This is a genomic window from Burkholderia pyrrocinia, assembly GCF_003330765.1.
Classification (GTDB): domain Bacteria; phylum Pseudomonadota; class Gammaproteobacteria; order Burkholderiales; family Burkholderiaceae; genus Burkholderia; species Burkholderia pyrrocinia_B.
The window spans coordinates 2,585,321-2,610,789 of sequence record NZ_CP024902.1 but is presented as its reverse complement, the minus strand read 5'-3'; the positions used below and the strand labels follow the sequence as shown (position 1 = coordinate 2,610,789).

Annotated in this window: 26 protein-coding genes and 1 tRNA gene; 14 read left to right on the top strand and 13 right to left on the bottom strand. The window is 65.7% G+C overall.

Annotated elements, in window-relative coordinates; all coding sequences use genetic code 11:
• Positions 1-65: 65 nt before the first annotated feature.
• The 10 genes from CUJ89_RS12630 to CUJ89_RS12585 form a co-directional block, all read right to left on the bottom strand.
• Positions 66-827 carry an SDR family oxidoreductase gene (locus tag CUJ89_RS12630; RefSeq protein ID WP_114177605.1) on the bottom strand — a complete coding sequence of 254 codons (762 nt, stop codon included), beginning with the start codon at positions 825-827 and terminating at the stop codon, positions 66-68.
• Positions 828-849: 22 nt separating this feature from the next.
• Positions 850-1,431 (bottom strand): TIGR00730 family Rossman fold protein, encoded by a 582-nt coding sequence (locus CUJ89_RS12625; protein WP_114177604.1) that lies wholly within the window; start codon positions 1,429-1,431, stop codon positions 850-852.
• Positions 1,428-2,186 (bottom strand): TetR/AcrR family transcriptional regulator, encoded by a 759-nt coding sequence (locus CUJ89_RS12620; RefSeq protein ID WP_114177603.1) that lies wholly within the window; start codon positions 2,184-2,186, stop codon positions 1,428-1,430. The genes CUJ89_RS12625 and CUJ89_RS12620 overlap by 4 nt, the downstream gene beginning before the upstream one ends.
• Positions 2,187-2,392: 206 nt before the next feature.
• A complete protein-coding gene (locus CUJ89_RS12615; RefSeq protein WP_114177602.1) occupies positions 2,393-2,923 on the bottom strand; it encodes a diacylglycerol kinase in 531 nt (176 codons plus the stop codon).
• The gene (locus tag CUJ89_RS12610; protein WP_114177601.1) at positions 2,920-3,954 is read right to left on the bottom strand and encodes a glycosyltransferase family 4 protein; all 1,035 of its coding nucleotides are present in this window, start codon (positions 3,952-3,954) and stop codon (positions 2,920-2,922) included. The genes CUJ89_RS12615 and CUJ89_RS12610 overlap by 4 nt, the downstream gene beginning before the upstream one ends.
• A 30-nt stretch (positions 3,955-3,984) precedes the next feature.
• Complete coding sequence (locus CUJ89_RS12605) at positions 3,985-4,923, bottom strand: UDP-2,3-diacylglucosamine diphosphatase (protein WP_114177600.1); 939 nt, start codon at positions 4,921-4,923, stop codon at positions 3,985-3,987.
• 224 nt (positions 4,924-5,147) lie between these two features.
• On the bottom strand, positions 5,148-5,654 hold the full coding sequence (locus CUJ89_RS12600; RefSeq protein WP_114177599.1) for an RDD family protein: 507 nt from the start codon (positions 5,652-5,654) through the stop codon (positions 5,148-5,150).
• A gap of 6 nt (positions 5,655-5,660) precedes the next feature.
• A complete protein-coding gene (locus CUJ89_RS12595; RefSeq protein WP_114177598.1) occupies positions 5,661-6,416 on the bottom strand; it encodes a DUF3106 domain-containing protein in 756 nt (251 codons plus the stop codon).
• A 26-nt stretch (positions 6,417-6,442) separates the two neighbouring features.
• Entirely contained in the window at positions 6,443-6,868 is a 426-nt protein-coding gene (locus tag CUJ89_RS12590; protein ID WP_114177597.1) for a DUF3619 family protein, read from the bottom strand.
• Complete coding sequence (locus tag CUJ89_RS12585) at positions 6,865-7,428, bottom strand: RNA polymerase sigma factor (RefSeq protein WP_114177596.1); 564 nt, start codon at positions 7,426-7,428, stop codon at positions 6,865-6,867. The genes CUJ89_RS12590 and CUJ89_RS12585 overlap by 4 nt, the downstream gene beginning before the upstream one ends.
• Before the next feature lie 352 nt (positions 7,429-7,780).
• Here CUJ89_RS12585 and CUJ89_RS12580 point away from each other — a divergent pair, with 352 nt between their 5' ends.
• The 6 genes from CUJ89_RS12580 (at position 7,781) to CUJ89_RS12550 (ending at position 14,786) form a co-directional block, all read left to right on the top strand.
• A complete protein-coding gene (locus CUJ89_RS12580) occupies positions 7,781-9,544 on the top strand; it encodes an acetolactate synthase 3 catalytic subunit (RefSeq protein ID WP_114177595.1) in 1,764 nt (587 codons plus the stop codon).
• 111 nt (positions 9,545-9,655) lie between these two features.
• Complete coding sequence (gene ilvN / locus CUJ89_RS12575) at positions 9,656-10,147, top strand: acetolactate synthase small subunit (protein WP_006750445.1); 492 nt, start codon at positions 9,656-9,658, stop codon at positions 10,145-10,147.
• A 104-nt stretch (positions 10,148-10,251) separates the two neighbouring features.
• Positions 10,252-11,268, top strand: coding sequence for a ketol-acid reductoisomerase (gene ilvC, locus CUJ89_RS12570; RefSeq protein ID WP_047898620.1), 1,017 nt, complete (start codon positions 10,252-10,254; stop codon positions 11,266-11,268).
• A gap of 127 nt (positions 11,269-11,395) precedes the next feature.
• A complete protein-coding gene (locus CUJ89_RS12565; RefSeq protein WP_114177594.1) occupies positions 11,396-12,040 on the top strand; it encodes a phosphatidylserine decarboxylase in 645 nt (214 codons plus the stop codon).
• Positions 12,041-12,055: 15 nt separating this feature from the next.
• Complete coding sequence (pssA, locus tag CUJ89_RS12560; RefSeq protein ID WP_114177593.1) at positions 12,056-12,928, top strand: CDP-diacylglycerol--serine O-phosphatidyltransferase; 873 nt, start codon at positions 12,056-12,058, stop codon at positions 12,926-12,928.
• Positions 12,929-13,241: 313 nt separating this feature from the next.
• Positions 13,242-14,786, top strand: a complete 1,545-nt coding sequence (locus CUJ89_RS12550; RefSeq protein WP_114177592.1) for a 2-isopropylmalate synthase — start codon at positions 13,242-13,244, stop codon at positions 14,784-14,786.
• A 72-nt stretch (positions 14,787-14,858) separates the two neighbouring features.
• Here CUJ89_RS12550 and CUJ89_RS12545 read toward each other — a convergent pair whose 3' ends face one another.
• The 3 genes from CUJ89_RS12545 to CUJ89_RS12535 all read right to left on the bottom strand — a co-directional run bounded on the left by CUJ89_RS12545 (position 14,859) and on the right by CUJ89_RS12535 (position 17,987).
• Entirely contained in the window at positions 14,859-16,409 is a 1,551-nt protein-coding gene (locus CUJ89_RS12545) for a SulP family inorganic anion transporter (RefSeq protein WP_114177591.1), read from the bottom strand.
• A gap of 41 nt (positions 16,410-16,450) precedes the next feature.
• Complete coding sequence (locus CUJ89_RS39070) at positions 16,451-17,092, bottom strand: carbonic anhydrase (RefSeq protein ID WP_114177590.1); 642 nt, start codon at positions 17,090-17,092, stop codon at positions 16,451-16,453.
• A 382-nt stretch (positions 17,093-17,474) separates the two neighbouring features.
• A complete protein-coding gene (locus CUJ89_RS12535) occupies positions 17,475-17,987 on the bottom strand; it encodes a hypothetical protein (RefSeq protein WP_114177589.1) in 513 nt (170 codons plus the stop codon).
• A gap of 169 nt (positions 17,988-18,156) precedes the next feature.
• Here CUJ89_RS12535 and CUJ89_RS12530 point away from each other — a divergent pair, with 169 nt between their 5' ends.
• From CUJ89_RS12530 to CUJ89_RS12490, 8 genes are all read left to right on the top strand, one after another.
• Positions 18,157-19,416 carry a branched-chain amino acid ABC transporter substrate-binding protein gene (locus CUJ89_RS12530; RefSeq protein WP_114177588.1) on the top strand — a complete coding sequence of 420 codons (1,260 nt, stop codon included), beginning with the start codon at positions 18,157-18,159 and terminating at the stop codon, positions 19,414-19,416.
• Positions 19,417-19,522: 106 nt separating this feature from the next.
• Complete coding sequence (gene rpsO / locus CUJ89_RS12525) at positions 19,523-19,792, top strand: 30S ribosomal protein S15 (protein ID WP_006398792.1); 270 nt, start codon at positions 19,523-19,525, stop codon at positions 19,790-19,792.
• Positions 19,793-20,083: 291 nt separating this feature from the next.
• Positions 20,084-22,231 carry a polyribonucleotide nucleotidyltransferase gene (gene pnp / locus CUJ89_RS12515; RefSeq protein WP_114177587.1) on the top strand — a complete coding sequence of 716 codons (2,148 nt, stop codon included), beginning with the start codon at positions 20,084-20,086 and terminating at the stop codon, positions 22,229-22,231.
• Between the two features lie 148 nt (positions 22,232-22,379).
• A complete protein-coding gene (locus tag CUJ89_RS12510) occupies positions 22,380-23,399 on the top strand; it encodes an NAD(P)H-quinone oxidoreductase (protein WP_114177586.1) in 1,020 nt (339 codons plus the stop codon).
• 141 nt (positions 23,400-23,540) lie between these two features.
• Entirely contained in the window at positions 23,541-24,296 is a 756-nt protein-coding gene (gene tpiA, locus CUJ89_RS12505) for a triose-phosphate isomerase (protein WP_114177585.1), read from the top strand.
• Between the two features lie 72 nt (positions 24,297-24,368).
• Positions 24,369-24,746 carry a preprotein translocase subunit SecG gene (secG, locus tag CUJ89_RS12500; protein WP_114177584.1) on the top strand — a complete coding sequence of 126 codons (378 nt, stop codon included), beginning with the start codon at positions 24,369-24,371 and terminating at the stop codon, positions 24,744-24,746.
• 111 nt (positions 24,747-24,857) lie between these two features.
• A tRNA-Leu gene (locus tag CUJ89_RS12495) sits at positions 24,858-24,942 on the top strand.
• Between the two features lie 154 nt (positions 24,943-25,096).
• On the top strand, positions 25,097-25,456 hold the full coding sequence (locus CUJ89_RS12490) for an NADH-quinone oxidoreductase subunit A (RefSeq protein ID WP_006398798.1): 360 nt from the start codon (positions 25,097-25,099) through the stop codon (positions 25,454-25,456).
• Positions 25,457-25,469: the final 13 nt, after the last annotated feature.

Sequence of the window (25,469 nt, the reverse complement as noted above, 5' to 3'; positions counted from 1 at the left end):
GAGATTTGTGGTGTCGTGACGACGAATTGATTCAGGCGGCGCTTTTGATGCGCCGCAAGTGCGGGTTACCGGCCGCCGCCGACGTCGAGCAGGGCGCCCGTCGTGTAAGACGCCGCGTCGCCAAGCAGCCAGACGATCGCTTCGGCGATCTCCTGCGCTTCGCCCGCGCGGCCGAGTGGCGTCTGTGCGCCGAGGCGGGCCGCCCGGCCCGGCTGGCCGCCGCTCGCGTGGATTTCGGTCTCGATCAGGCCGGGGCGCACCGCGTTGACGCGCACGCCGTGCGGGCCGAGTTCCTTCGCAAGACCGATCGTCAGCGAGTCGACCGCGCCTTTCGAGCCCGCGTAGTCGACGTATTCGTTCGGCGAGCCGAGCCGGGACGCGATCGACGACACATTGACGATCGCGCCGCCGCGGCCGCCGCGGTCGGTGGACAGCCGGCGCGCGGCTTCGCGCGCACACAGGTACGCGCCGAGCACGTTGGTGTCGAACATCCGCCGCAGCCGATCGGCCGGCATGTCGGCGAGCGGCATCGATGGCGCGACGATGCCCGCGTTGTTGACGAGCGCGTCGAGGCGTCCGAATGCGGCAGCGACGGTGTCGAACATCGCGACGACATCGGCCTCGTTCGCGACGTCGCCCGCAACGACGCACGCACGGCCGCCCGCGTCGCGGACGGCCTGCGCGGCGCGTTCGGCCGCCGCCGCGTCGCGCGCATAGTTGATGCCGACGTCCCAGCCGCGCTCGGCTGCGAGCACGGCGGTCGCGCGGCCGATGCCGCGGCTCGCGCCGGTGATGAGGACGGCCTTGCGGCCGGACGGTGAGGTCATCGCGTGCGGGTCCCGGGGAAGGTTACTTCGCCGAGTCGGGCGCCCACTTGTCGCGGGCGGGTGGCTGGTAGCGGCGCAGCCGCTCGATCAGTTCGACGGGTTCCGAATCGACGCACAGCGCGTCGAAATAGGCCGGCTGCATGAAACCCTCGTCGACCGTATGGCGCAGCAGTGCGATCAGCGGATCGTAGAACGAATCGATGTTGTAGAGCGCGACGGGTTTGCGGTGATAGCCGAGCTGCGCCCACGTGTAGACCTCGAAGAGCTCCTCGAGCGTGCCGGCGCCGCCGGGCATCGCGACGAATGCGTCGGCGAGGTCGGCCATCATTTTCTTGCGGTGGTGCATGTCGGGCACGACGTGCAGTTCCGACAGCCCCGTATGGCCGACTTCCTTGTCGACGAGCAGTTCGGGGATCACGCCGACCGCATGCCCGCCGGCCGCCATCACTTCGTCGGCGATCACGCCCATCAGGCCGACGCGGCCGCCGCCGTAGACGAGCGTGAGGCCTGCATCGACGAGCGCACGGCCGAATGCGCGCGCGGCGTCGGCATAGACGGGCCGCACGCCGGACGACGAGCCGCAGTAAACGCAGACTGCCTTCATTGCTTGGCGTCCTTGACCGGGGGCTGCCCAACGGTGACCGGCCCGCCGGCAGGGCGCGGCGAACCGTCGCGCGGCGGCAGGTAGTCGGTGAACTGTCGCTTGGGCAGCTTGCCGGAGACCAGATCGTCGAACAGCTGGCGCGAACGGCCGCGCAGGTACGGTGCCATCACGGAGATCACGTGCATGCTGACCTGGTGCAGTTCCTCGCGGATCGCGTCCTGGTCGTTGTATTTGCGCGGATGCATCACGTACTGATACGACAGCCAGTACGTCGAGATGACGGCCATGTTGGTCGCGATGACCTCGATCTCGGCGGGGGTCGCGACCATCTCGGCGTCGGACACGAGCAGCTCGCACATATCGTGCGCGAAGCGCACCTTGTGGCTGATGATCTGCTTGAAGTGCGTCTCGAGCGTGCGGTTGCGGGCGAGCAGGTCGTTGAGGTCGCGATACAGGAACCGGTAGGTCCACATGAAATCGGCCATGTACTGCAGGTACGACCAGGTTTCGTCGATCGTCGGACGATGATCTTCGGGGAAGCGCAGCCGCCGTTCGATCTGCTGCTCGAACTGCGCGAAGATGCTGTTGATGATGTCGTCCTTGTTGCGGAAATGGTAGTACAGGTTGCCTGGACTGATTTCCATTTCCTCGGCGATCGTCGTGGTCGTGACGTTCGGCTCGCCGATCTCGTTGAAGAGTTTCAACGACAACTCGAGAATCCGTTCGCGGGTGCGGCGGGGAGGTTTCGCTTCCATGTCGTCCGGCCCTGTGTGTGCCGGACTGGCGGGCGCTGCAATCGATGCTGCGAGATTCGTCCGGCGCGGGTTGCTGTTCTATGTCTAGCGGACGATTATAAACCGGGGTTTCGCCACATCGGGCGCATTTCGTGATCGCGGCCCCGCGCGGTGTATGGTGCAGCGCCGCACGCAGACGGTGCGGAAGGCGCCCGCCGGGCGGCCGTCTAGAAGCCGAGCCAGTGTGCGACGACCGGGCCGAGCACGAAGCCCCACGTCGTCACGCACGCGAACAGCGCGACCGTCACGGCCGCGCTGCCGAGGTCCTTCGCGCGCTTGGAGAGCTCGTGGCGTTCGAGCGAGATGCGGTCGATCGCGGCCTCGACGCTCGAGTTCAGCAACTCGACGATCAGCACGAGCAGCACCGAGCCGATCAGCAGCGCGTGCGATGCGGCCGGTACCGGCGCGAAGGCGCCGATCGGGAGCATCAGCGCGGCGAGCGTGAGCTCCTGGCGAAACGCGCTCTCCTCGCGGATCGCGACACGAAAGCCGTTCAGCGAATGCTTGAGCGCGTACCACGCGCGCGTAATGCCGCGGTGGCGCTTGTACGGGTTCGGCGGCAGCGGCGTCAGTCGATCGTCGGGGCCGAGCGGCTCGTGCGGGTCCGCTTCGGCGTGCGGCTCTTCTTCGTCGAACGGGCGGTGTCGTTGCTGCGTCGCGGCGGTGGGCGGGGTCTTGTCGTTCAGGTCTCGTTTCAAACGGCGGCACCTTCGGCTGGCGAGTACGCGGTCTTCGGCAGCGGCTTCAGATGCGACGCGAACTGCTCGGATGCCGCGCGCCACGAGAAGCGTTCCGCCCACGCGCGCGCCGTCGTGCGTTCGATCTTCAGCGCCTCGAGGCAGGCTTCCTGCAGGTCCTCGTGCATCGCGCCGGCATCGCTGTCGCCGAGCACGTCGATCGGGCCCGTGACGGGATATGCGGCAACCGGCGTGCCGCAGGCGAGCGCCTCGAGCAGCACGAGGCCGAACGTGTCGGTGCGACTCGGGAACACGAACACGTCGGCCGCAGCATACACCTTCGCGAGCTCGGCCTGTGACAGCACGCCGAGATAGTTCACCTCCGGATAGCGCGACTTCAGCTCCGCGAGCGCAGGACCCTCGCCCGCGACCCACTTCGAGCCGGGCAGGTCGAGGCGCAGGAACGCCTCGACGTTCTTCTCGATCGCGACGCGGCCCACGTACAGGAAGATCGGCCGCGCGGTATTGAGCACCTTCGATTCAATCGGCCGGAACACGTCGAGGTCGACGCCGCGGGTCCACAGCACGACGTTCGTGAAGCCGAATTTCTCGAGATCCTGCTTGACGACCGGCGTCGGCGCCATTACCGAGAGCGACGGGCCGTGGAACCAGTGCAGGAAGCGGTAGGTCGCGGCCAGCGGGATGCCGAAGCGCGCCTGCACGTATTCCGGAAAGCGCGTGTGGTACGCGGTCGTATACGGCAGCTTGTGCGTGCGCGCATAGCGTCGCGCGGCGAGGCCGAGCGGGCCTTCGGTCGCGATGTGCAGCGCATCGGGCGCGAACGCGTCGATCCGCGCGCGCAGCTTGCGGTACGGCAGGATCGACAGGCGGATCTCGGGGTAGGTCGGGCAGGGCACCGTGCGGAATTCCAGCGGCGTCAGCAGTTCGACGCGGTGGCCGAGCGCCGTGAGTTCACGCGACGTGCTCTTCAGCGTGCGCACGACGCCGTTGACCTGCGGTTCCCACGCGTCGGTGACGATCATGATCTTCATCGCGGCATGTGTCCTGTAAGTAGGGTTGTGTCAGGCAGTGGCCTTGGCCTTGCGCGACGTGGTCTCCGACGGCGCGGTGCGCATCACCGTCCAGTAGACGATCTTCAGTTCGCCTTCCATCGTTTCGACGAGCGCGGACAGGCTTTCGACCCAGTCGCCGTCGTTGCAGTACAGCACGCCGTCGATGTCGCGGATCTCCGCCTTGTGGATGTGGCCGCACACGACGCCGTCGCAGCCGCGGCGGCGCGCCTCGTCGGTCATCACGGTCTCGAACTGCGAGATGAAGTTGACCGCGTTCTTTACCTGGTGCTTCAGGTACTGCGACAGCGACCAGTACTGGAAGCCGAGCCGGCTGCGGATCCGGTTGAACCAGCGGTTCAGCACGAGGATCAGCGTGTAGAGCGTGTCGCCGAGGTACGCGAGCCACTTCGCGTGCTGGATCACGCCGTCGAACAGGTCGCCGTGCACGATCCACAAACGTTTGCCTGCGAGCGTCGTGTGGAACGCCTCGCCGCGCACCTGGATGTCGCCGAACGCGAGATCGCAGAACTGCCGCGCGCCTTCGTCGTGGTTGCCGGGGATGTAGACGACCTGGGTGCCCTTGCGCGCCTTGCGCAGGATCTTCTGCACGACGTCGTTGTGCGCCTGCGGCCAGTACCAGCCTTTCTTCAGCTGCCAGCCGTCGATGATGTCGCCGACGAGGTACAGGTATTCCGAATCGTTGTGGCGCAGGAAGTCGAGCAGGTACGGCGCCTGGCAGCCGCTCGAGCCGAGGTGGATGTCGGACAGCCAGATGGTGCGGTAGCGATGGGCGGACGGGTCGGGGTCGTCGTGCTGCGTGGCGTGCGCGGCTGGCGGTTCTTGCGACACCACGCCATCGATTGCGGCCGAGCCGGACAGGAAGGCGGTGGCGGCGCGGGCGCCGAGCGGGTGACGGAACAGGGAGGTCGCAGACGTTTTCTGGCCCATGCATGACTCGCGCCGGTTGACATTACCGGCATTCCGCCATGCGGGCGTGACTGTGCCGTGACAGTCACGAGACGTTCTTATTACGACCGCCGCAGGGTGTTTAGCAGTGAATGAAAGGGGGTTGTGTAATCTGTCGCACCAAACGGTCGGCGATTGTCCGGCAAGGCGTCAGGCCGGACGGGGGAAGCCTGGGCGAGCCGTTTTCGTATGGCGAATGCGGCGCGTCAGCGCGGCATGGCGACGACGCGCGTGCGTGCGATCCGGTCGTGCGGGAACTGGCGGCCGGCATGCAGCCGGGCGGCGCCGGCCCACGCGACGATCCACGCGGCGGCGAGCGCGAGCGTGACGGGCACCGACAGGCCGAGGAGCGGATGCAGCGCGAGCGGCGGCAGGAACCACAGCCAGCCGAGCGCATAGCGGACGAGCGCGTGGCCGGCGCTCAGCGGCCTGCCGCTCGACGATTCGAGCCGCAGCCGCCAGGTCTTCATCGGCAGCGTCTGGCCGCCGTGCGTCCAGAACCAGACGAAGTACGCGCCGACCACGAGCGCGACCCATGCGGAGAGCAGGTTGTGATGGACGAGGCCGTTGCGCTGCTGCGTCGCGAGGCTGAACGCGAGCCCGGCGAAGAACACGACGCCGAACAGCAGCACGCTTTCGTAGAGCAGCGCGGCGAGGCGCCGCCGCACGGACGGCGCGGCGGCCGGGGTCTCGGGTGCGCGGGCGTTCGCCACGGCCGCTCAGGAGCCCTTGAACAGCGAAGGCGCGTCGGCGGGCGACACCGGCGCCACGGCGGCTGGTGCGGATGCGGTGCCGGCTGTCGACGACGCGGGCACCGGCGTCGCGGCGGCGCCGGCCGATACGGGTGCCGGTGCGGTGGCAGCGCCGCTTGCCGGGTGTTCGTGCGAATTGACGAGGCGGCGGACGTCACGGTCGGCGACGGTCGGCGGTGCGCTGACGACGCTTGGCCGGCGGCGGCGCTCGGCGGCCGCGAGACGTTCCTTCTGCTCCTCGGGGAGTTGCTGGTAGGCCTTCCACGCGCGCTCGCGCGCCTGTGCGGAAAGCTCCTTCGCGCTCTGGTAGTTCTCGCGCGCGACGCGGCGCTGCTCGGGCGTCATCCGCGCCCATTCGGTCATCCGTTCCTGCAGGCGCTTTTGATCATCGGGCGTCAACTTCGCGAAACGCGACGCGATTTTCAGCCATTTTCGCTTGCGGGCATCACTGAAGCCGTCCCACTGGTCGGCGAACGGCGCAAGTGCCGCGTGCTGCGCCGGCGTGAGGCGCGCCCACGACAGCGGGCCGGTGGCGGCGGGCAGCGGCAGCGGGGGAAGTTCGGTGGTCGGCCCGGTCGCGGCCGACGCGGGTGCGGCCGGGCTGCTGGCCGCGGCGGCGGTCGTCGCAGGGGCCGGGTGGAATCGAGAATACGTGGCGACGTAGGAAACGGCGATCGCGATCACGCATCCGAAAAATACGGCCAGGCCGCGCTTCTGACTCACCCGTGCGATCCCCTCGTTATTGTCTGTTAGTGAGCGCGCGAAAGATACGCGTTGAACCCGTGATCGAGATACGCGTTGAGCGGCAGATCGTCGCTGAGCATCGCCGCGTCGATGTCGGCGAGTTCGGCGGTGCGCTGCATGTCTTCCCAGTAGGCGATGCCGACGAGCCCCGCGAGCAGCAACGCGAGCGGCCACGCGCGCAGCAGGCGGCGCGCGAACGAAGCCTGCGGGCGGCTCGTGGGCGCCGTGCCGTAGGCGCCGGCCGCGCCGGCGAAGGCCGGCACGAACACCGGCGCGGTCGCGGCTTCGGGCTTCTTGCGCGCGAGCGCAGCCCGGCGGGCGACGGCCAGCCGGTCGGTGGTCGCGGCAGGCAATGCGGCCGCGCGCTCGTCCAGCGCGCGGCGCACCTTCAGCGCGAATTCGTGTTCTCGGTTTGCGGGAGCGGAGCTCATAGCGTGATTCCTTTGGCCTTGAGCGCTTGCGCCAGGGTGTGGGTGGCTCGTGAGCAGTGCGTCTTCACGCTGCCTTCGGAGCACCCCATTGCGGCGGCAGTCTCGGCGACATCCATATCTTCCCAATAACGCATCAGGAACGCTTCCCGTTGACGCGTCGGAAGTTTCTGGATTTCTTCGTCGATCAGGGCCAGAACCTGCTCTCTTTCGAGGCGGTGCTCGCTGCTCTCGACGCCCGCGTTGTCGTTCGCGGATTCGAGCGTTTCGAGGGGGTCGAAGTCGTCGTCGTCGGTGTTGTTCAGCGACGAGAAGAGCGTAACCCAGGTGTTGCGGACCTTCTGCCGGCGGAACCAGTCGTGGATCGTGTTCTGCAGGATCCGCTGAAAAAGCAGCGGCAGCTCGGCCGCCGGCCGGTCGCCGTACTTCTCCGCAAGCTTGATCATCGCGTCCTGCACGATGTCGAGCGACGCATCGTCGTCACGCACGGCGTACGCAGCCTGCTTGAACGCGCGCCTTTCGACGCCCGCCAGAAAGTCGGCGAGTTCCTTGTCTGATGCCATTCCGTAAAGGTATGCGCTGCGGACTGCGGCGTGTGAAAGGTCGAAAAATTTCGTAAAACCCGCGGATGCTATCAAATTTTCGCGCCGCTTGGCACCGGGTTGGGCGCCGCACGTTGCGCGCGAGCCGCGGCGGCGGGGTGCCGGACGGCGCGCATGATGCGCTGCGGGATATTTTGCTTGACGACCCATTCGCGACCCGCTATCGTCAGCGATTCGCAACATGAAGTGATGGTCTCATTTGAGGCTGGCCCAAGAAGCCCGCCCTTCAAACTGGACGCGCCGCTTGAACCCGAGCCACAAGCCCGGCAGAGAGCACCCGATCAATTTTTTGCCGAAAATTCGAAAGGTCGAAATGAACATGCCCAGCGCGGAATTCTCCACGTCGGAACCCCTTTCCCCTCCCGATAGCGACTCCATCGGCGGTACCGTGCTCATGAAGGCACTGGCCGACGAAAACGTCGAATTCATCTGGGGCTACCCCGGCGGCTCGGTTCTCTACATCTACGACGAGCTTTACAAGCAGGACAAGATTCAGCACGTGCTGGTGCGCCACGAACAGGCGGCCGTGCACGCAGCCGATGCGTATGCGCGTTCCACCGGCAATGTCGGCGTCTGCCTCGTGACGTCGGGCCCCGGCGTCACCAACGCGGTGACCGGCATCGCGACGGCGTACATGGATTCGATCCCGATGGTCGTGATCAGCGGCCAGGTGCCGACTGCCGCGATCGGCCAGGATGCATTCCAGGAGTGCGACACCGTCGGCATCACGCGTCCATGCGTGAAGCACAACTTCCTCGTGAAGGACGTGCGCGACCTCGCGGAAACCGTCAAGAAGGCGTTCTATATCGCCCGCACGGGCCGTCCGGGCCCGGTGCTGATCGACATCCCGAAAGACATCTCGAAGACGCCGTGCCAGTACGAGCCCGTCAAGAGCGTGTCGCTGCGTTCGTACAACCCCGTCACGAAGGGCCATTCGGGCCAGATCCGCAAGGCCGTGTCGCTGCTGCTGACGGCGAAGCGTCCCTACATCTACACGGGTGGCGGCATCATCCTCGCCGACGCGTCGCGCGAACTGAACCAGTTCGCCGACCTGCTCGGCTACCCGGTCACGAACACGCTGATGGGCCTCGGCGGCTATCGCGCGTCGGACAAGAAATTCCTCGGCATGCTCGGCATGCACGGCACCTACGAAGCGAACATGGCGATGCAGCACTGCGACGTGCTGATCGCGATCGGTGCCCGCTTCGATGACCGCGTGATCGGCGATCCGGCGCACTTCGCGTCGCGTCCGCGCAAGATCATCCACATCGACATCGACCCGTCGTCGATCTCGAAGCGCGTGAAGGTCGACATCCCGATCGTCGGCGACGTGAAGGAAGTGCTGAAGGAACTGATCGAGCAACTGCAGACGGCCGAGCACGGCCCCGACACCGAGGCGCTCGCGCAATGGTGGAAGGACATCGAGGACTGGCGCTCGAAGGACTGCCTGAAGTTCGACCGCGAAAGCGAGATCATCAAGCCGCAGTACGTGGTCGAGAAGGCGTGGGAGCTGACGGACGGCAATGCGTTCGTGTGCTCGGACGTCGGCCAGCACCAGATGTGGGCTGCGCAGTTCTACCGTTTCAACAAGCCGCGTCGCTGGATCAACTCCGGCGGCCTCGGCACGATGGGCTTCGGCCTGCCGGCGGCGATGGGCGTCAAGATGGCGCACCCGGACGACGACGTGCTGTGCATCACGGGCGAAGGCTCGATCCAGATGTGCATCCAGGAACTGTCGACCTGCCTGCAGTACGACACGCCGATCAAGATCATTTCGCTGAACAACCGCTACCTCGGCATGGTCCGCCAGTGGCAGCAGATCGAATACAGCAAGCGCTATTCGCATTCGTACATGGATGCGCTGCCCGATTTCGTGAAGCTCGCCGAAGCGTACGGCCACGTCGGCATGCGCATCGAAAAGACCGCGGATGTGGAGCCGGCGCTGAAGGAAGCGCTGCGCTTGAAGGATCGCACCGTGTTTCTCGACTTCCAGACCGATCCGACCGAAAACGTCTGGCCGATGGTACAGGCCGGCAAGGGCATCACCGAGATGCTGCTCGGATCGGAAGATCTGTAACGGCGCGACGCGCGCTCAGGCCGGATGCGGCCGCCTTCACGAAGGGCGGTGCGGCACACGGCGGCGCGCGACGCGAGTGAATCGACACGGTACATTCTGGAAGAAGCGAACATGAGACACATCATTTCCGTCCTGCTGGAGAACGAACCAGGCGCGCTGTCGCGCGTGGTCGGTCTGTTTTCCGCACGCGGCTACAACATCGAAACCTTGACGGTGGCACCGACCGAAGACCAATCGCTGTCGCGGCTCACCATCGTTTCCATTGGCTCCGACGACGTGATCGAACAGATCACGAAGCATCTGAACCGCCTGATCGAGGTGGTGAAAGTGGTGGACCTGACCGACGGTGCACACATCGAACGCGAGCTGATGCTGATCAAGGTCCGTGCAGTGGGCAAGGAGCGCGAAGAAATGAAGCGGATGTCGGATATTTTCCGCGGCCGCATCATCGACGTGACCGAAAAGACCTACACGATCGAATTGACGGGCGCGAGCGACAAGCTCGACGCATTCATCCAGGGGCTGGACGCGAGCGCGATCCTCGAGACCGTGCGTACCGGCAGCTCCGGCATCGGACGCGGCGAGCGCATCCTGAAGGTTTGATGCCGAAATTGCCAAAGAGGCACGCCGGGTGCGCCGTCATGTCCCGGCCCGTAGTACTCCATCCGAACGAATTGTTGAATTTTTGAATTAGCGAAGGAACCATCATGAACGTTTTCTACGACAAAGACGCTGACCTCTCCCTCATCAAGGGCAAGCAAGTCACGATCATCGGCTACGGCTCGCAAGGCCATGCACACGCGCTGAACCTGAAGGAAAGCGGCGTGAACGTGACGGTCGGCCTGCGCAAGGGCGGCGCGTCGTGGAGCAAGGCCGAAAACGCCGGCCTGTCGGTCAAGGAAGTCGCGGAAGCGGTGAAGGGCGCGGACGTCGTGATGATGCTGCTGCCGGACGAGCAGATCGCGGACGTGTACGCGAAGGAAGTGCACGCGAACATCAAGCAGGGCGCGGCGCTGGCATTCGCGCACGGCTTCAACGTCCACTACGGCCAGGTGATCCCGCGCGCCGACCTCGACGTGATCATGATCGCGCCGAAGGCCCCGGGCCACACCGTGCGCGGCACGTACTCGCAAGGTGGCGGCGTGCCGCACCTGATCGCGGTTGCGCAGAACAAGTCGGGCGCGGCACGCGACATCGCGCTGTCGTACGCGGCAGCGAACGGTGGCGGCCGTGCCGGCATCATCGAGACGAACTTCCGCGAAGAGACCGAAACCGACCTGTTCGGCGAGCAGGCCGTGCTGTGCGGCGGTACCGTCGAGCTGATCAAGGCAGGCTTCGAGACGCTGGTCGAAGCAGGCTATGCGCCGGAAATGGCGTACTTCGAGTGCCTGCACGAACTGAAGCTGATCGTCGACCTGATCTACGAAGGCGGCATCGCGAACATGAACTACTCGATCTCGAACAACGCTGAATACGGCGAGTACGTGACGGGCCCGCGCGTCGTCACGGAAGAGACGAAGAAGGCGATGAAGCAGTGCCTGACCGACATCCAGACGGGCGAGTACGCAAAGAGCTTCATTCTCGAGAACAAGGCAGGCGCCCCGACGCTGCAGTCGCGCCGCCGCCTGACGGCCGAGCACCAGATCGAGCAGGTCGGCGCGAAGCTGCGTGCGATGATGCCGTGGATCGCGAAGAACAAGCTCGTCGACCAGACGAAGAACTAAGCACCGCGTGCTGTTCCGGCCCTTCGAGCGGAGGGTCGGTATCAAAAAGCCGTCCGAAGGCAGCAGTGCCCCGGGCGGCTTTTGTTATGCTACGGGCTTTGCAATTCACCGAACACAGAACGAATCCATGAACTATCCTCATCCGATCATCGCGCGCGAAGGCTGGCCGTTCATCGCGATTGCAGCCGTCATCGCGCTGTTGATCCACGCCATCGGGGGCTTCGGCTTCGCGTGGCCGTTCTGGCTGCTGCTCGCCTTCGTCGTCCAGTTCTTCCGCGATCCGCAGCGCCCGATCCCGGCGCAGCCGAACGCGGTGCTGTGCCCGGCGGACGGCCGCATCGTCGCGGTCGAGACCGCACAAGATCCGTACGCGAACCGCGAAGCGCTGAAGATCAGCGTGTTCATGAATGTCTTCAACGTCCATTCGCAGCGTTCGCCGGTCGATGGTGCGATCACCAAGGTCGAGTACTTCCCGGGCGCGTTCCTGAACGCGGCGATCGACAAGGCGTCGACCGAGAACGAGCGCAATGCGGTCGTGATCCAGACGGCGAGCGGCAAGACCGTCACCGCCGTGCAGATCGCGGGCCTCGTCGCACGCCGGATTCTCTGCTACGTGCGCGCCGGCGAGCCGCTGTCGCGCGGCCAGCGCTACGGTTTCATCCGCTTCGGTTCGCGCGTCGACGTGTACCTGCCGCTCGGCAGCCGCGCGAAGGTGTCGATCGGCGAGAAGGTCTACGCGTCGTCGACGATCCTCGCCGAGCTCGAACAGTAAGCGGCGGGGCGCACGATGGCCGCATTCAAACCGCGCCGGTCGCGCAACGGCACCAGCCAGCCGCCGCGGCCGTTCCGACGCAACAAGCCGATCACGCCCGATCCGGCCCCGCTCGAGAGCCGCCGCGCCGCGCGCCAGCGGTTCCTGAAGACGCGCGGCATCTACCTGCTGCCGAACGCGTTCACGACCGCCGCGCTGTTCTGCGGCTTCTTCGCGGTCGTGCAGGCGATGAACGTGCGTTTCGAGATCGCCGCGATCGCGATTTTCGTCGCGATGGTGCTCGACGGGATGGACGGGCGCGTCGCGCGCATGACGCATACGCAGAGCGCGTTCGGCGAGCAGTTCGACAGCCTGTCCGACATGGTGTCGTTCGGCGTCGCGCCCGCGCTCGTGATGTACGAGTGGGTGCTGAAGGATCTCGGCCGCTGGGGCTGGCTTGCCGCGTTCGTCTACTGCTCGGGCGCCGCGCTGCGCCTCGCGCGTTTCAATACGAACATCGGCGTGGTCGACAAGCGCTTCTTCCAGGGGTTGCCGAGCCCGGCCGCCGCCGCGCTGATCGCGGGTTTCGTCTGGCTCGCAACCGACAACCGCGTGCCGATGAAGCTCGGCTGGCTGCCGTGGGTCGCGTTCGTGCTGACCATCTACGCGGGCGTGACGATGGTGTCGAACGCGCCGTTCTACAGCGGCAAGGCGCTCGACGTGCGGCACCGCGTGCCGTTCGCGGCGATCCTGCTCGTCGTCGTCGCGTTCGTGCTCGTATCGTCCGATCCGCCGCTGATGCTGTTCTGCCTGTTCGTACTGTACGGGTTGTCCGGCTACGTGTTCTGGGCCTACATGGCCATCCGCGGGCGCGCGAATCCGGCGCGCTCGTCGCAGCGCGATCACTGACGCGCGATTTGCCCGGAAACGGCGGCCTCGGGGCCGCCGTTTTCATTTGCCCCTTTTTCGAACCGAACCGCCGGAATTCCGGGGTGCCGTCCGATTGCGCGCCCAACGGAATGCCGCTATAGTCTTTGGCATGACTGCATTTTCCCGCCTCTCCCTCCTTCTAGCCGGTGCGCCGCTACGCGCGCTAGCGTTGGCGCGCCTGCCGCGCTGACCGTTCTCGCCCTCCGTCAAGCTTCGTCTGTTGTTGAGCGTCGCCAGCGGTGGCGCGATCTCATTACGTTTGATTTCCGTATAAAGAGCCCTGGAGCCCCCCATGACAGACAAGCTGATCATTTTCGATACGACGTTGCGTGACGGCGAACAATCGCCCGGTGCGTCGATGACGAAGGAAGAGAAAATCCGCATCGCGAAGCATCTCGAGCGGATGAAGGTCGATGTGATCGAGGCCGGCTTCGCGGCCAGCTCGAACGGCGACTTCGACGCGATCCACACGATCGCCGGTCTCGTGAAGGACAGCACGATCTGCTCGCTGGCCCGGGCCAACGACAAGGACATCCAGCGCGCGGCCGACGCGCTGAAGCCGGCCGAGAGCTTCCGGATCCACACGTTCATCGCGACATCGCCGCTGCACATGGAGAAGAAGCTGCGGATGACGCCCGACCAGGTGTTCGAGCAGGCGCGCCTCGCGGTGCGCTTCGCACGCAAGTTCACTGACAACGTCGAATTCTCGCCGGAAGACGGCAGCCGCTCCGATCTGGATTTTCTCTGCCGCGTGCTGGAAGCCGTGATCGCCGAAGGTGCGACGACGATCAACATCGCCGATACGGTCGGCTACGGCGTGCCGGAACTGTACGGCCAGCTCGTGAAGACGCTGCGTGAGCGCATCCCGAACTCGGACAAGGCGATCTTTTCCGTGCACTGTCACAACGACCTCGGGATGGCCGTCGCGAACTCGCTCGCCGGCGTGAAGATCGGCGGCGCACGCCAGATCGAGTGCACGATCAACGGTCTCGGCGAGCGCGCGGGCAACACGTCGCTCGAAGAAATCGTGATGGCCGTGAAGACGCGCAAGGACTACTTCGGCCTCGACGTCGGTATCGACACCACGCAGATCGTGCCGACCTCGAAGCTCGTGTCGCAGATCACCGGTTTCGTCGTGCAGCCGAACAAGGCCGTGGTCGGCGCGAACGCATTCGCGCACGCGTCGGGCATTCACCAGGACGGCGTGCTGAAGGCGCGCGATACCTACGAGATCATGCGCGCGGAAGACGTGGGCTGGACCGCGAACAAGATCGTGCTCGGCAAGCTGTCGGGCCGCAACGCGTTCAAGCAGCGCCTCCAGGAGCTCGGCGTGTCGCTCGACAGCGAAACCGAACTGAACGCCGCGTTCATGCGCTTCAAGGATCTGGCCGACCGCAAGGCCGAGATCTTCGATGAAGACATCATCGCGATCGTCTCCGAGGAATCGGCGTTCGCGCACGAGCAGGAACACTTCAAGTTCGTGTCGCTGTCGCAGCACTCGGAAACGGGCGAGCAGCCGGAGGCGAAGGTCGTGTTCGGGGTCGAAGGCAAGGAAGTGACCGGCGAGGCGCGCGGTAACGGTCCGGTCGATGCGACGTTCAACGCGATCGAGAGCGAAGTCGGCAGCGGTTCCGAGCTGCTGCTGTACTCGGTGAACGCAATCACGACCGGTACGCAGGCGCAGGGCGAAGTGACCGTCCGGCTGTCGAGGAGCGGGCGGATCGTCAATGGCGTCGGCACCGATCCGGACATCGTCGCCGCGTCTGCGAAGGCGTACATTGCCGCGCTGAACAAGCTGCATTCGAAGGACGACAAGCTTAACCCGCAGCGCTCGTAAGCGCCGCGCGCTGCGCATCACCGGAACGCCCCGTGCGGCCCTGCGCCGCCGGGGCGTTTTTTCATCTGTCGCTCATTCGGCGGCCGGCGCGCGGAACAGCCAGCGGCGCGTGGCCGGACGGGGCGCCGGGCTGCGTCGGCGGAACTCGACCGCGATCCCGCGCCGCGGCGCATCGGTGACGAACGCGTCGAGCAGTTCGAGCACGTCGTGATCGATGTAGTCGGCGCGCGTCGCGTCGATGATCACCGCCGCCCGGTCCGGAATGTGCCGCAGGTGGTGCTTGACCTGCACCTTGCCGAGAAACGACACGTCCTTGCGGAACGACAGCAGGAAGTGGTCGTCGTGCTGCGCGAGCGTGACGGGACTCTTCAGGTTCGCGACGGCGACCGCCAGCACGCTGCATGCAAGGCCGAGCGCAATGCCGAACAGCAGGTCGACCGCGAGCACGCCGGCGATCGTCGCGACGAACGGCGTGAACGCGGCCGGCCCCTGCTTCATCACCGAGCGGAACAGCGCCGGTTTCGCGAGCTTGAGGCCGGTGTGGATCAGGATCGCGGCAAGGCTCGCGAGCGGGATCAGGTTGATTAGGCCGGTGAGCGCGAACACGCTCGCGAGCAGCAGCATCCCGTGGATGATTGCCGCCATCCGGCTTTGTGCGCCGGCGTTGACGTTCACCGAGCTGCGTACGATCACCGACGTGATCGGCAGGCCGCCGAACGCGCCTGCGACGAGATTGCCGACGCCCTGTGCCTTCAACTCGCGGTCGGGCTGGGTCGGCCGGCGTTTCGGGTCGATCTGTTCGACCGCTTCGAGGCTCAGCAGCGTCTCGAGGCTCGCGACGACCGCGAGCGTGATCGCGACGCGCCACACGTCCGGATTGACGAGCTGCGCGAAGTTCGGGCCGAGCTCCGCATGCTTGAGCGATGCCGCGAAGGCCGCGAGCGATCCGAGCTCGGGCAGGGTCACGCGATGGGCGGCGCCCGGTGCGACCGACGGCGCGACGACGCCCAGCACGAGCGTGGCACCGATGCCCAGCACGACGACCGCGAGCGGCGCGGGCACCGAGCGTACCAGCGCGAAGCGGCGCAGCGTGGGGGTGTCCCATGCGAACAGCAGCGCGAGCGAAGCGAGCGCGATGGCCGTGGCGGCCCATGCGATCGGCAGGCCCGGCCACGAAGCAAACGATTGCGCAGCCGAGCCGCCGATGCCGAAGGCGAACGGAATCTGCTTCACGATCAGTAACAGGCCGATCGCGGCGAGCATGCCCTTGATGACGGGCGACGGCACGTAGGCGGCGAAGCGGCCGGCGCGCAGCATGCCGAACCCGAACTGCAGCACGCCGGACAGCAGCACCGCGAGCAGGAACGCGGAGAAGCTGCCGAGTTGCGCGATCCCTTCGACGACGATCACGACGAGGCCGGCGGCCGGCCCGCTGACGGACAGCGACGAGCCGCTCAGCAGCGCGACGACGATGCCGCCGACGATGCCGGACACGAGCCCGGCGAACGGCTCTACACCGGACGCATTGGCGATGCCGAGGCAGAGCGGCAGCGCGACGAGGAAAACGACGATGCCGGCGACGATGTCGCGCGGCAGGGTGGACAAGCGCTCGTTCAGTTTCATGATTGGGGCGATTTCATTGGCGTAGGGGGGCGAGGTACGAGTCAGCCGAGCGCGGCGGCCGTCGCGGCCTGCACGGGTTCGACGTCGGCAGGCGGCGTCGCGTAGCCGGAATCGAGTTCCTGCAGGCGGCCGTCGGCGAGCGAAAAGATCCAGCCGTGCACGAGCGGCGGCCGTTCCCGGCCCCGCACGATCGGCGACGCGCGCAGCAGCCGCACTTGTTCGAGCACGTTCAGTTCGGCGAGGCGGTCGGCGGCGGCCGTGTCGTCGAGTCCGTCGAGCGTGTCGCGATGGCGCCGCGCGAGCGCGCAGAGCGGCGCGATGCGGCGCGCGACGTGCGGCAGGTCGGACGGCGGCGGCAGCAGCGACGCGCGCACACCGCCGCACCCGTAGTGCCCGCACACGATCACGTGGTCGACCTGAAGCACGCGCACCGCGTACTCGAGCACGCTGGCGGAATTGTCGTCGTCGGGATGGAACAGGTTCGCGATGTTGCGATGGACGAACAGCTCGCCGGGCGCGCAGTGTGTGATGGTTTCGGCCGGTACGCGGCTGTCGGCGCAGCCGATCCACAGCACGCGCGGGTTCTGGCCGCGCGCGAGCGCGTCGAAAAAGCCGGGCGTGTGTTCGCGCGTCTCGCGGGCCCACGCGATGTTGGCGACCAGCATGCTCTTGGGGCGATTCATGAGGACTCCTTTTTGATAAAGGCAAATAAATATCGGGCGAAGTGGTGCAATATGATTCTTTCTAAATTGAAAGGTTGAATTTCGACTGATATTAGGGGTATGCCCTAGCACTCTGGGTGCGTTGAAACAAATTGTTTCAAATTGACTTGACGTAGTGCATCGTATGCACCAACCCAACGCATGACATGCATTGGGCATGCCTGTTTCCACGCAAAGGCCCGCATGACGGGGATTTCAGCGTATTGCCATCGGAATGTCATCGATCGGAAAAGATTTCCGTCGTATTTCTTGAATTAATAAAATGACGGAAAAAAGGAAATGGCCATTCACGCAATAATTCGTGAATGGCCATTGTGAAAATTGCGCGTCAATGCGCAGTCGGTCAGAACAGGTTGCGGCGGTCGGGGTCGTGAAGCGGGTCCGGCGTTTTCTGCGTGATGCGCAGGATGCCCTGCGGATCGAAATAGAAGCTGTACATCATGTACCAGACGTTGTCCTCGAGGTAGCGGTACGTCCACACCTCGCGCTTCATCAGCGGGAAGTAGGACGTCTCGACGGGGCGTCCGAAATTGACGAGCACATCGGTCTTCGTCCACTTGCCGATCTCCGCGCGATAGAACTCGCTCGGCTGCAGCACCTGGCGCACGTTGACGATCTTGTGGGCCGCGTCGACGTCGGCGGCGACAGTGACTTCGCCCATCGGCTGGGTCGGCCACATCAGGCGCTTGCCGCCGCCGGGCAGGTCGTAGATTTCGCGCGGCGGGCCCATGCGCGCGACGATCGCCGACTCGTCCTGGCCGGCCTGGTATTGCTGCCACGGTTGCGCGCAACCGGCCAGCAGCGCTGCGGCGCAGGCGAACAGCACCGGCAGGTGCGCGTGAATGCGAATGCGCATGGGGGTTCTCCAGAACACGGAAACAATTCCCGTTGTATCACGGACGGCGCGCGACGGCGTATCGTGCGGAAAAAATCGGTGCGGATCGCCGGCGCTGCCGCGCTTGCGGCCGGCGGGGGCGCCGGCCTATGATCCGCGCTTCTCGGGCAGATTGAAGGGCAGGTAGCCGATGCAGGGGTGGAAGCGGTGCGCGCTCGCGTTGAGCGCGGGGTGGATGCTGGTGTCGTCCGCGTTTGCCGGGGGCGAGCCGGTGCGGATCGCGCTGATCGAAGGGATGTCGGGCCCGTTCGCGAACGCGGGCGCGGCGGTCGAGCGCAACCTGCGTTTCGGCGTCGAGCAGGTTAACGCGGCGGGCGGCGTGAAGCTGCGCGACGGCGCGCATCCGCTCGAACTCGTCGTGCTCGACAGCAAGGGCAGCCCGGAGGAGGCGCTCGTGCAGTTGCGCGCGGCCGCGGACCGGCATATCGGTTTCGTCGCGCAGGGCAACAGCTCGGCCGTCGCGGCCGCGCTCGTCGCGGCGCTCGACAAGCTGAACGCGCGCGATCCGGACAACCGGATGCTGTTCCTCAACTATTCGGCCGACGATCCGGCGCTGACCGGCGCGCGCTGCAGTTTCTGGCATTTCCGCTTCGACGCGCACGCGGGGATGCGGATGGCCGCGCTCGCGGACGTGATGGCGCGCGACCGCGCGCTGCGCAAGGTCTATCTGCTGAACCAGGACTACAGCTTCGGCCACGACGTCAGCACGTTCGCGCGGCAGGCGCTGGCCGCGCGGCGCCCGGACGTGACGATCGCCGGCGACGAATTCCATCCGATCGGCCGGATCAAGGATTTCTCGCCGTACATCGCGAAGATCCGCGCGAGCGGCGCGGACGCCGTCGTGACCGGCAACTGGGGCAACGACCTCACGCTGCTCGTGAAGGCGGCGCGTGAGCAGGGGCTGAATGCGAAGTTCTATACGTTCTACGGCAACAGTCTTGGCGCGCCGGCGGCACTCGGCGCCGCCGGTGTCGGGCGGGTCGTGGCCGTGGCGGACTGGCACCCGAACGCGGGCGGCGCGAAATCCGACGCGTTCTACCGCGCGTTCCGGACCCGTTTCCCGGCCGTGCAGGATGACTATCCGGTGCGACGGATGAGCCTGATGATCGAGATGCTGGCCGCCGCGATGAACCGCGCGGGTTCGGCCGACCCCGTTGCGGTCGCACGTGCGCTCGAGGGTTTGTCGTTCGACGACGGCTTCCACGCGGCGCGGATGCGCGCGCAGGATCATCAGCTGTTCCAGCCCCTTTACGTGATGGAGATGGACAAGGTCGGCACGCCGGGCGTGCGTTTCGACAACGAGGGTTCGGGCTACGGCTTCCGGACGGTGCTCGCGGTGCCGGCGCAGCGCACGGAGATGCCGTCGACATGCTCGATGACACGCCCGTGACAGAGGCGGTAGGAACGGTGCGGAGTTGTGCTACAATGCGCGCCGGTTGTAAGTCACGGCACGGCCATTCTTCCGTGTCCGCCTGTTCAGTTACAAAGGAAATCACATGTCTGTTGCAGATATCAAGAAGTCGGAAGTCGTTGCTCAGTTCGCACGCGGTACCAACGACACGGGGTCGCCCGAAGTCCAGGTCGCACTGCTGACCGCACGTATCGTCGAACTGACGGGTCACTTCAAGACCCACGCGAAGGATCACCACAGCCGCCGCGGCCTGCTGCGCATGGTGAGCCGCCGCCGCAAGCTGCTCGACTACCTCAAGGGCAAGGATGCCGACCGTTACCGCGCACTGATCGAGAAGCTGGGTCTGCGTAAGTAATCGAGGCGATTGCCGCCAGCAAGATGCCTGTGTCAGTCCGCTGATACAGGCATTTTGTTTTTGCGCGGTGCGTAGCGTCACACGCATCGCAGGCTGTCCGGCACGTTTGTGCAGGGCTGCCGCAACGGCTGATACCGGGGTCGGGATTTGTGTCATTCCAGCGCGTCGCTGCATGAGCGCTGCGCTGGAATGGCATAAAAAACACACCTTGCTCCGGGTGATTCGGTCGGGACGCCGCCGCGCGGGATGGCCGGCGCGGCGAATGAAATGCATGAATTCAAAGGAGCAACCATGTCCATGTTCAACAAGGTCGTGAAGGAATTCCAGTGGGGCCAGCACAAGGTGCGCCTCGAAACCGGTGAAGTCGCGCGCCAGGCAAGCGGCGCCGTGATCGTCGACATCGAAGATACCGTCGTGCTGGCAACGGTCGTCGGCGCGAAGACGGCGAAGCCGGGCCAGGATTTCTTCCCGCTGACCGTCGACTACCTCGAGAAGACCTACTCGGCCGGCAAGATCCCGGGCGGCTTCTTCCGTCGCGAAGGTCGTCCGTCGGAGCACGAGACGCTGACGTCGCGCCTGATCGACCGTCCGCTGCGCCCGCTGTTCCCGGAAGGCTTCTACAACGAAGTGCAGGTCGTGATCCACGTGCTGTCCGTGAACCCGGAAATCCCGGCGGACATCCCCGCGCTGATCGGCGCATCGGCTGCGCTCGCCGTGTCGGGCCTGCCGTTCAACGGCCCGGTCGGTGCCGCGCGCGTCGCGTACATCGACAACGCCTACGTGCTGAACCCGACGCGTGACCAGATCAAGGCGTCGAGCCTCGACCTCGTCGTCGCGGGTACGGAGCGTGCGGTGCTGATGGTCGAATCGGAAGCCGACCAGCTGACGGAAGAGGTGATGCTGGGCGCCGTGGTGTTCGGCCACGAGCAGATGCAGATTGCGATCGACGCGATCCACGAACTGGTGCGCGAAGGCGGCAAGACCGAGTGGGACTGGCAGCCGGCGCCGAAGAACGAGGCGCTGATCGCGCGCGTGACCGAACTGGCGCAGAACGACGTGCTCGCCGCTTACCAGCTCCGCGACAAGCAAGCTCGCTCGACAAAGCTGAAGGAAGTCTACTCGGCGACTTCGGCGAAGCTCGAGGAAGACGCGCAGGCAGCCGGTACGGTCGCGGCCGACAAGGCCACCGTCGGCAACGTCCTGTTCGACATCGAGGCAAAGATCGTCCGTTCGCAGATCCTGAACGGCGAGCCGCGTATCGACGGCCGCGACACGCGCACCGTGCGCCCGATCGAGATCCGCACCGGCGTACTGCCGCGCACCCACGGCTCGGCGCTGTTCACGCGCGGCGAGACGCAGGCGATGGTCGTCGCGACGCTCGGCACGAAGGGTGACGAGCAGATCATCGACGCGCTCGAAGGCGAGTACCGCGAGCGCTTCATGCTCCACTACAACATGCCCCCGTTCGCGACCGGCGAAACGGGCCGCGTCGGCTCGCCGAAGCGTCGCGAAATCGGCCACGGCCGTCTCGCGAAGCGCGCGCTGGTCAAGTGCCTGCCGAGCGCCGACGAATTCGGCTACTCGATCCGCGTCGTGTCGGAAATCACCGAGTCGAACGGTTCGTCGTCGATGGCATCGGTGTGCGGCGGCTGCCTCGCGCTGATGGACGCCGGCGTGCCGATGAAGGCGCACGTCGCGGGCATCGCGATGGGCCTGATCCTCGAAGGCAACAAGTTCGCGGTGCTGACCGACATCCTCGGCGACGAAGATCACCTCGGCGACATGGACTTCAAGGTGGCCGGCACCGAGCAAGGCGTGACCGCGCTGCAGATGGACATCAAGATCCAGGGCATCACGAAGGAAATCATGCAGGTCGCGCTCGCGCAGGCGAAGGAAGGCCGCATGCACATCCTCGGCAAGATGACGTCGGCGGTCGCGGGTGCGAACACGCAACTGTCCGAATTCGCACCGCGCATGATCACGGTCAAGATCAACCCGGAAAAGATCCGCGACGTGATCGGCAAGGGCGGTTCGGTGATCCGCGCGCTGACGGAAGAAACCGGCACGACCATCGACATCTCCGACGACGGCGTCGTGACGATCGCGAGCACGAACAGCGAAGGCATGGCCGAAGCGAAGAAGCGCATCGAGCAAATCACGGCTGAAATCGAAGTCGGCCAGGTGTACGAAGGCACGGTGCTCAAGCTGCTCGATTTCGGCGCGATCGTGAACCTGCTGCCGGGCAAGGACGGCCTGCTGCACATCTCGGAAATCGTCAACGAGCGTGTGAAGGACATCAACGACTACCTGAAGGAAGGTCAGCAGGTCAAGGTCAAGGTGATCCAGACGGACGAGAAGGGTCGCGTGCGCCTGTCGGCAAAGGCGCTGCTGAATGAAGCAGCGGCAGCGTCGCAATCGGACACGCCGCCGCAGCAATAAGCGGGCAGGCGGACCAGCGGCCGGCAGTGCGAAAGCGCGCCGGCCGTTTTTTCTGTAGCATCGTTGTGCGGCGCAGCAGCGCCGGCGAGGCGCCCATGCCGCGCGCACGGGTGCGTCATCCGATTCCGATCCTGGAGCGACCATCACCATGAAAGCCATCGAAATCACCGAATTCGGCGCCCCCGACGTGCTGAAGCTTGCGGAGCGTCCGCGCCCCGAACCGCAGCGCGGCGAGGTGCTGATCAAGGTGACGGCTTCCGGCGTGAACCGGCCCGACGTGTTCCAGCGCAAGGGTGCCTATGCGCCACCGCCGGGCGCGTCGGATCTGCCGGGCCTCGAGGTCGCGGGCGAGATCGTCGGCGGCGACCTGTTCGACGCCGCGCTGAACCCGTTCGGCCTGAAGCTCGGCGATCGCGTGTGCGCGCTGCTCGCGGGCGGAGGTTATGCCGAGTATGCGGTCGCGCCGCTGCCGCAATGCCTGCCGGTGCCCGACGGGCTCACCGATATCGAGGCCGCATCGCTGCCCGAAACGTTTTTCACCGTGTGGAGCAACGTATTCGACCGTGCGCAGCTCGGTGCGGGCGAGGGCGGCGAGCAGGAGACGCTGCTGGTGCAGGGCGGCTCGAGCGGCATCGGCGTGACGGCGATCCAGATTGCGCATGCGCTCGGCTTTCGCGTGTTCGCGACGGCCGGCACCGCCGACAAGTGCCGTGCGTGCGAGGCGCTCGGCGCCGAGCGTGCGATCAACTACAAGACCGAAGACTTCGTCGAGGTCGTGAAGTCGCTGACGCACGATCGCGGCGTCGACGTGATCCTCGACATGGTGGCGGGCTCGTACGTGCCGCGCGAGCTGTCCGCGCTCGCGGACGGCGGCCGTCTCGTGCTGATCGCGCTGCTGGGCGGCGCGAAGGCCGACGTCAACCTGGGCGAGATCCTGCGCCGTCGGCTGACGGTGACGGGTTCGACGCTGCGGCCGCGTCCGGTCGAGTTCAAGGCGCGCATCGCCGCGCAACTGAAGGCGCGCGTGTGGCCGCTGATCGCCGATGGCCGCATCAAGCCGGTGATCTATCGTGTGCTGCCGGCCGCGGAAGCCGCGCAGGCGCATGCGCTGATGGAAAGCAGCGAGCACACCGGCAAGATCGTGCTCGATTGGGGTACGAACGCCTGACGGCCCGCGCAGCCGGGCTTGACATGCGCGGTTTGACCGGTTCAAGCCGTGCGCAGTAAAATCGCCGGTTTGCTTCGCCAGATCAAACCTGACGGCCGGTTTCCGGCGCGTTAATGACACAGCGGTGACGAGACAGACACGATGTCGAAACAGAGAACGAAGCGGGTGATCGGCAACTGGAAGATGCACGGCCGGCTGGCCGGCAACCAGGCGTTGCTGAACGAAGTGGTGCAGGGCGCGGGCGCGGTGGCGGCCGAAACGTCGGTCGGCGTGTGCGTGCCGTTCCCGTATCTCGCGCAGGTTCAGGTGCAGCTCGACGGCGGCCGTGTCGCCTGGGGCGCGCAGGACGTGTCCGCGCACGAGCAGGGCGCGTTCACCGGCGAAGTGGCGGCCGCGATGGTCGCGGAGTTCGGTGCACGCTATGCGATCGTCGGCCACTCGGAGCGTCGCGCGTATCACGGCGAGCGCAACGAGACGGTCGCGGCGAAGACGCAGCGCGCGCTCGCGGCTGGCCTCACGCCCGTCGTGTGCGTCGGCGAGACGCTCGACGAGCGCGAGTCGGGTGCGACCGAGCAGGTCGTCGGTGCGCAGCTCGACGCAGTGCTGGCCGTGCTGACGGCCGACGAGGCTGCGCGCATCGTCGTCGCGTACGAGCCGGTCTGGGCGATCGGCACGGGCAAGAGCGCGACATCGGCGCAGGCACAGGACGTGCACGCGTTCCTGCGTGCGCGTCTCGCGGCAAAGGGCGCGGCGGACGTGTCCGTGCTGTACGGCGGCAGCGTGAAGCCGGACAACGCGGAAGAGCTGTTCGGGCAGCCGGACATCGACGGCGGCCTGATCGGCGGCGCGTCGCTGAAGGCGGAAGATTTCCTGGCGATCTGCCGGGCCGCGCGTTGAGCGGTCCGCGATCGAATTGAACCATGACGGCGGCCGGTCGATCCGGCCGCCCGATCCAATCGGGTGGGTGTGATGCTGTTATTCAAGACGCTGATTATTGTGGTGCAGGTACTGTCTGCACTCGGTGTGATTGGTCTCGTGCTGCTGCAGCACGGCAAGGGTGCCGACATGGGCGCTGCGTTCGGCAGCGGCGCCTCCGGCAGCCTGTTCGGTGCGACGGGCTCGGCGAACTTCCTGTCGCGCACGACGGGCGTTCTCGCGACGATCTTCTTTGTCGCGACGCTCGCGCTGACGTATCTCGGCTCGTACAAGTCGACGCCGTCGGCAGGCGTGCTCGGTGCGGCAGCGACCGCACCGGCATCGGCGCCTGCAGCATCGGCACCGGCTGTCGCGGCGTCCGCTGCGGCGGGTTCGGCTGCAAGCGCGCCGGGTCAGGACGTCCCGAAATAAAAGGTCAAATTTTTTGCGTTTGTGCGTTGAACAATTCTGGAAGTCGGGTTAGAATTTAATTCTTGAAGCGATTCGCGGGCAGTAAGCAGCACAACCCGAGTTGCATGCAGTGCCGACGTGGTGAAATTGGTAGACACGCTATCTTGAGGGGGTAGTGGCGAAAGCTGTGCGAGTTCGAGTCTCGCCGTCGGCACCAAAGTTACTCAATGCCAGCCGCTTCTAGTGGCTGGCATTTTTCATTTCTAGGGGGTGCTTGCGGTTGTCTTGCGATCGCATGCACTCCGAAATGATCCCTTCCGCCGGATAGTGGTATTCTCCGGACGCTCAGAACCAACCGATAGAGGATTGCCTTGAACCTCGCAGCCTATTACCCCGTCTTGTTGTTCCTCCTCGTGGGCACTGGTTTAGGTATAGCGCTGGTCAGCATCGGCAAGCTCCTTGGTCCCAACAAGCCGGACGTCGAGAAGAACGCACCGTACGAGTGCGGCTTCGAAGCCTTTGAAGACGCCCGGATGAAATTCGACGTCCGGTATTACCTCGTCGCCATCCTGTTCATCATCTTCGATCTCGAAACCGCATTCCTGTTTCCGTGGGGCGTCGCGCTCCGGGACATCGGCTGGCCGGGTTTCATCGCAATGATGATTTTCCTGCTCGAATTCCTGCTGGGCTTTGCCTATATCTGGAAGAAGGGCGGTCTCGATTGGGAGTGATGGGTTAATCGCC

Bases quoted from the DNA above. Each gene is read 5' to 3' on its own strand.
- pnp (WP_114177587.1), top strand. From the start codon at position 20,084: ATGTCCATGTTCAACAAGGTCGTGAAGGAATTCCAGTGGGGCCAGCAC.
- CUJ89_RS39070 (WP_114177590.1), bottom strand. From the start codon at position 17,092: ATGAATCGCCCCAAGAGCATGCTGGTCGCCAACATCGCGTGGGCCCGC.
- CUJ89_RS12620 (WP_114177603.1), bottom strand. From the start codon at position 2,186: ATGGAAGCGAAACCTCCCCGCCGCACCCGCGAACGGATTCTCGAGTTG.
- CUJ89_RS12565 (WP_114177594.1), top strand. From the start codon at position 11,396: ATGAACTATCCTCATCCGATCATCGCGCGCGAAGGCTGGCCGTTCATC.
- CUJ89_RS12585 (WP_114177596.1), bottom strand. From the start codon at position 7,428: ATGGCATCAGACAAGGAACTCGCCGACTTTCTGGCGGGCGTCGAAAGG.
- rpsO (WP_006398792.1), top strand. From the start codon at position 19,523: ATGTCTGTTGCAGATATCAAGAAGTCGGAAGTCGTTGCTCAGTTCGCA.
- CUJ89_RS12535 (WP_114177589.1), bottom strand. From the start codon at position 17,987: ATGCGCATTCGCATTCACGCGCACCTGCCGGTGCTGTTCGCCTGCGCC.
- CUJ89_RS12550 (WP_114177592.1), top strand. From the start codon at position 13,242: ATGACAGACAAGCTGATCATTTTCGATACGACGTTGCGTGACGGCGAA.
- pssA (WP_114177593.1), top strand. From the start codon at position 12,056: ATGGCCGCATTCAAACCGCGCCGGTCGCGCAACGGCACCAGCCAGCCG.
- CUJ89_RS12580 (WP_114177595.1), top strand. From the start codon at position 7,781: ATGAACATGCCCAGCGCGGAATTCTCCACGTCGGAACCCCTTTCCCCT.
- secG (WP_114177584.1), top strand. From the start codon at position 24,369: ATGCTGTTATTCAAGACGCTGATTATTGTGGTGCAGGTACTGTCTGCA.
- CUJ89_RS12605 (WP_114177600.1), bottom strand. From the start codon at position 4,923: ATGGGCCAGAAAACGTCTGCGACCTCCCTGTTCCGTCACCCGCTCGGC.
- CUJ89_RS12590 (WP_114177597.1), bottom strand. From the start codon at position 6,868: ATGAGCTCCGCTCCCGCAAACCGAGAACACGAATTCGCGCTGAAGGTG.
- CUJ89_RS12630 (WP_114177605.1), bottom strand. From the start codon at position 827: ATGACCTCACCGTCCGGCCGCAAGGCCGTCCTCATCACCGGCGCGAGC.
- CUJ89_RS12610 (WP_114177601.1), bottom strand. From the start codon at position 3,954: ATGAAGATCATGATCGTCACCGACGCGTGGGAACCGCAGGTCAACGGC.
- CUJ89_RS12625 (WP_114177604.1), bottom strand. From the start codon at position 1,431: ATGAAGGCAGTCTGCGTTTACTGCGGCTCGTCGTCCGGCGTGCGGCCC.
- CUJ89_RS12545 (WP_114177591.1), bottom strand. From the start codon at position 16,409: ATGAAACTGAACGAGCGCTTGTCCACCCTGCCGCGCGACATCGTCGCC.
- tpiA (WP_114177585.1), top strand. From the start codon at position 23,541: ATGTCGAAACAGAGAACGAAGCGGGTGATCGGCAACTGGAAGATGCAC.
- CUJ89_RS12510 (WP_114177586.1), top strand. From the start codon at position 22,380: ATGAAAGCCATCGAAATCACCGAATTCGGCGCCCCCGACGTGCTGAAG.
- CUJ89_RS12530 (WP_114177588.1), top strand. From the start codon at position 18,157: ATGCAGGGGTGGAAGCGGTGCGCGCTCGCGTTGAGCGCGGGGTGGATG.
- ilvN (WP_006750445.1), top strand. From the start codon at position 9,656: ATGAGACACATCATTTCCGTCCTGCTGGAGAACGAACCAGGCGCGCTG.
- ilvC (WP_047898620.1), top strand. From the start codon at position 10,252: ATGAACGTTTTCTACGACAAAGACGCTGACCTCTCCCTCATCAAGGGC.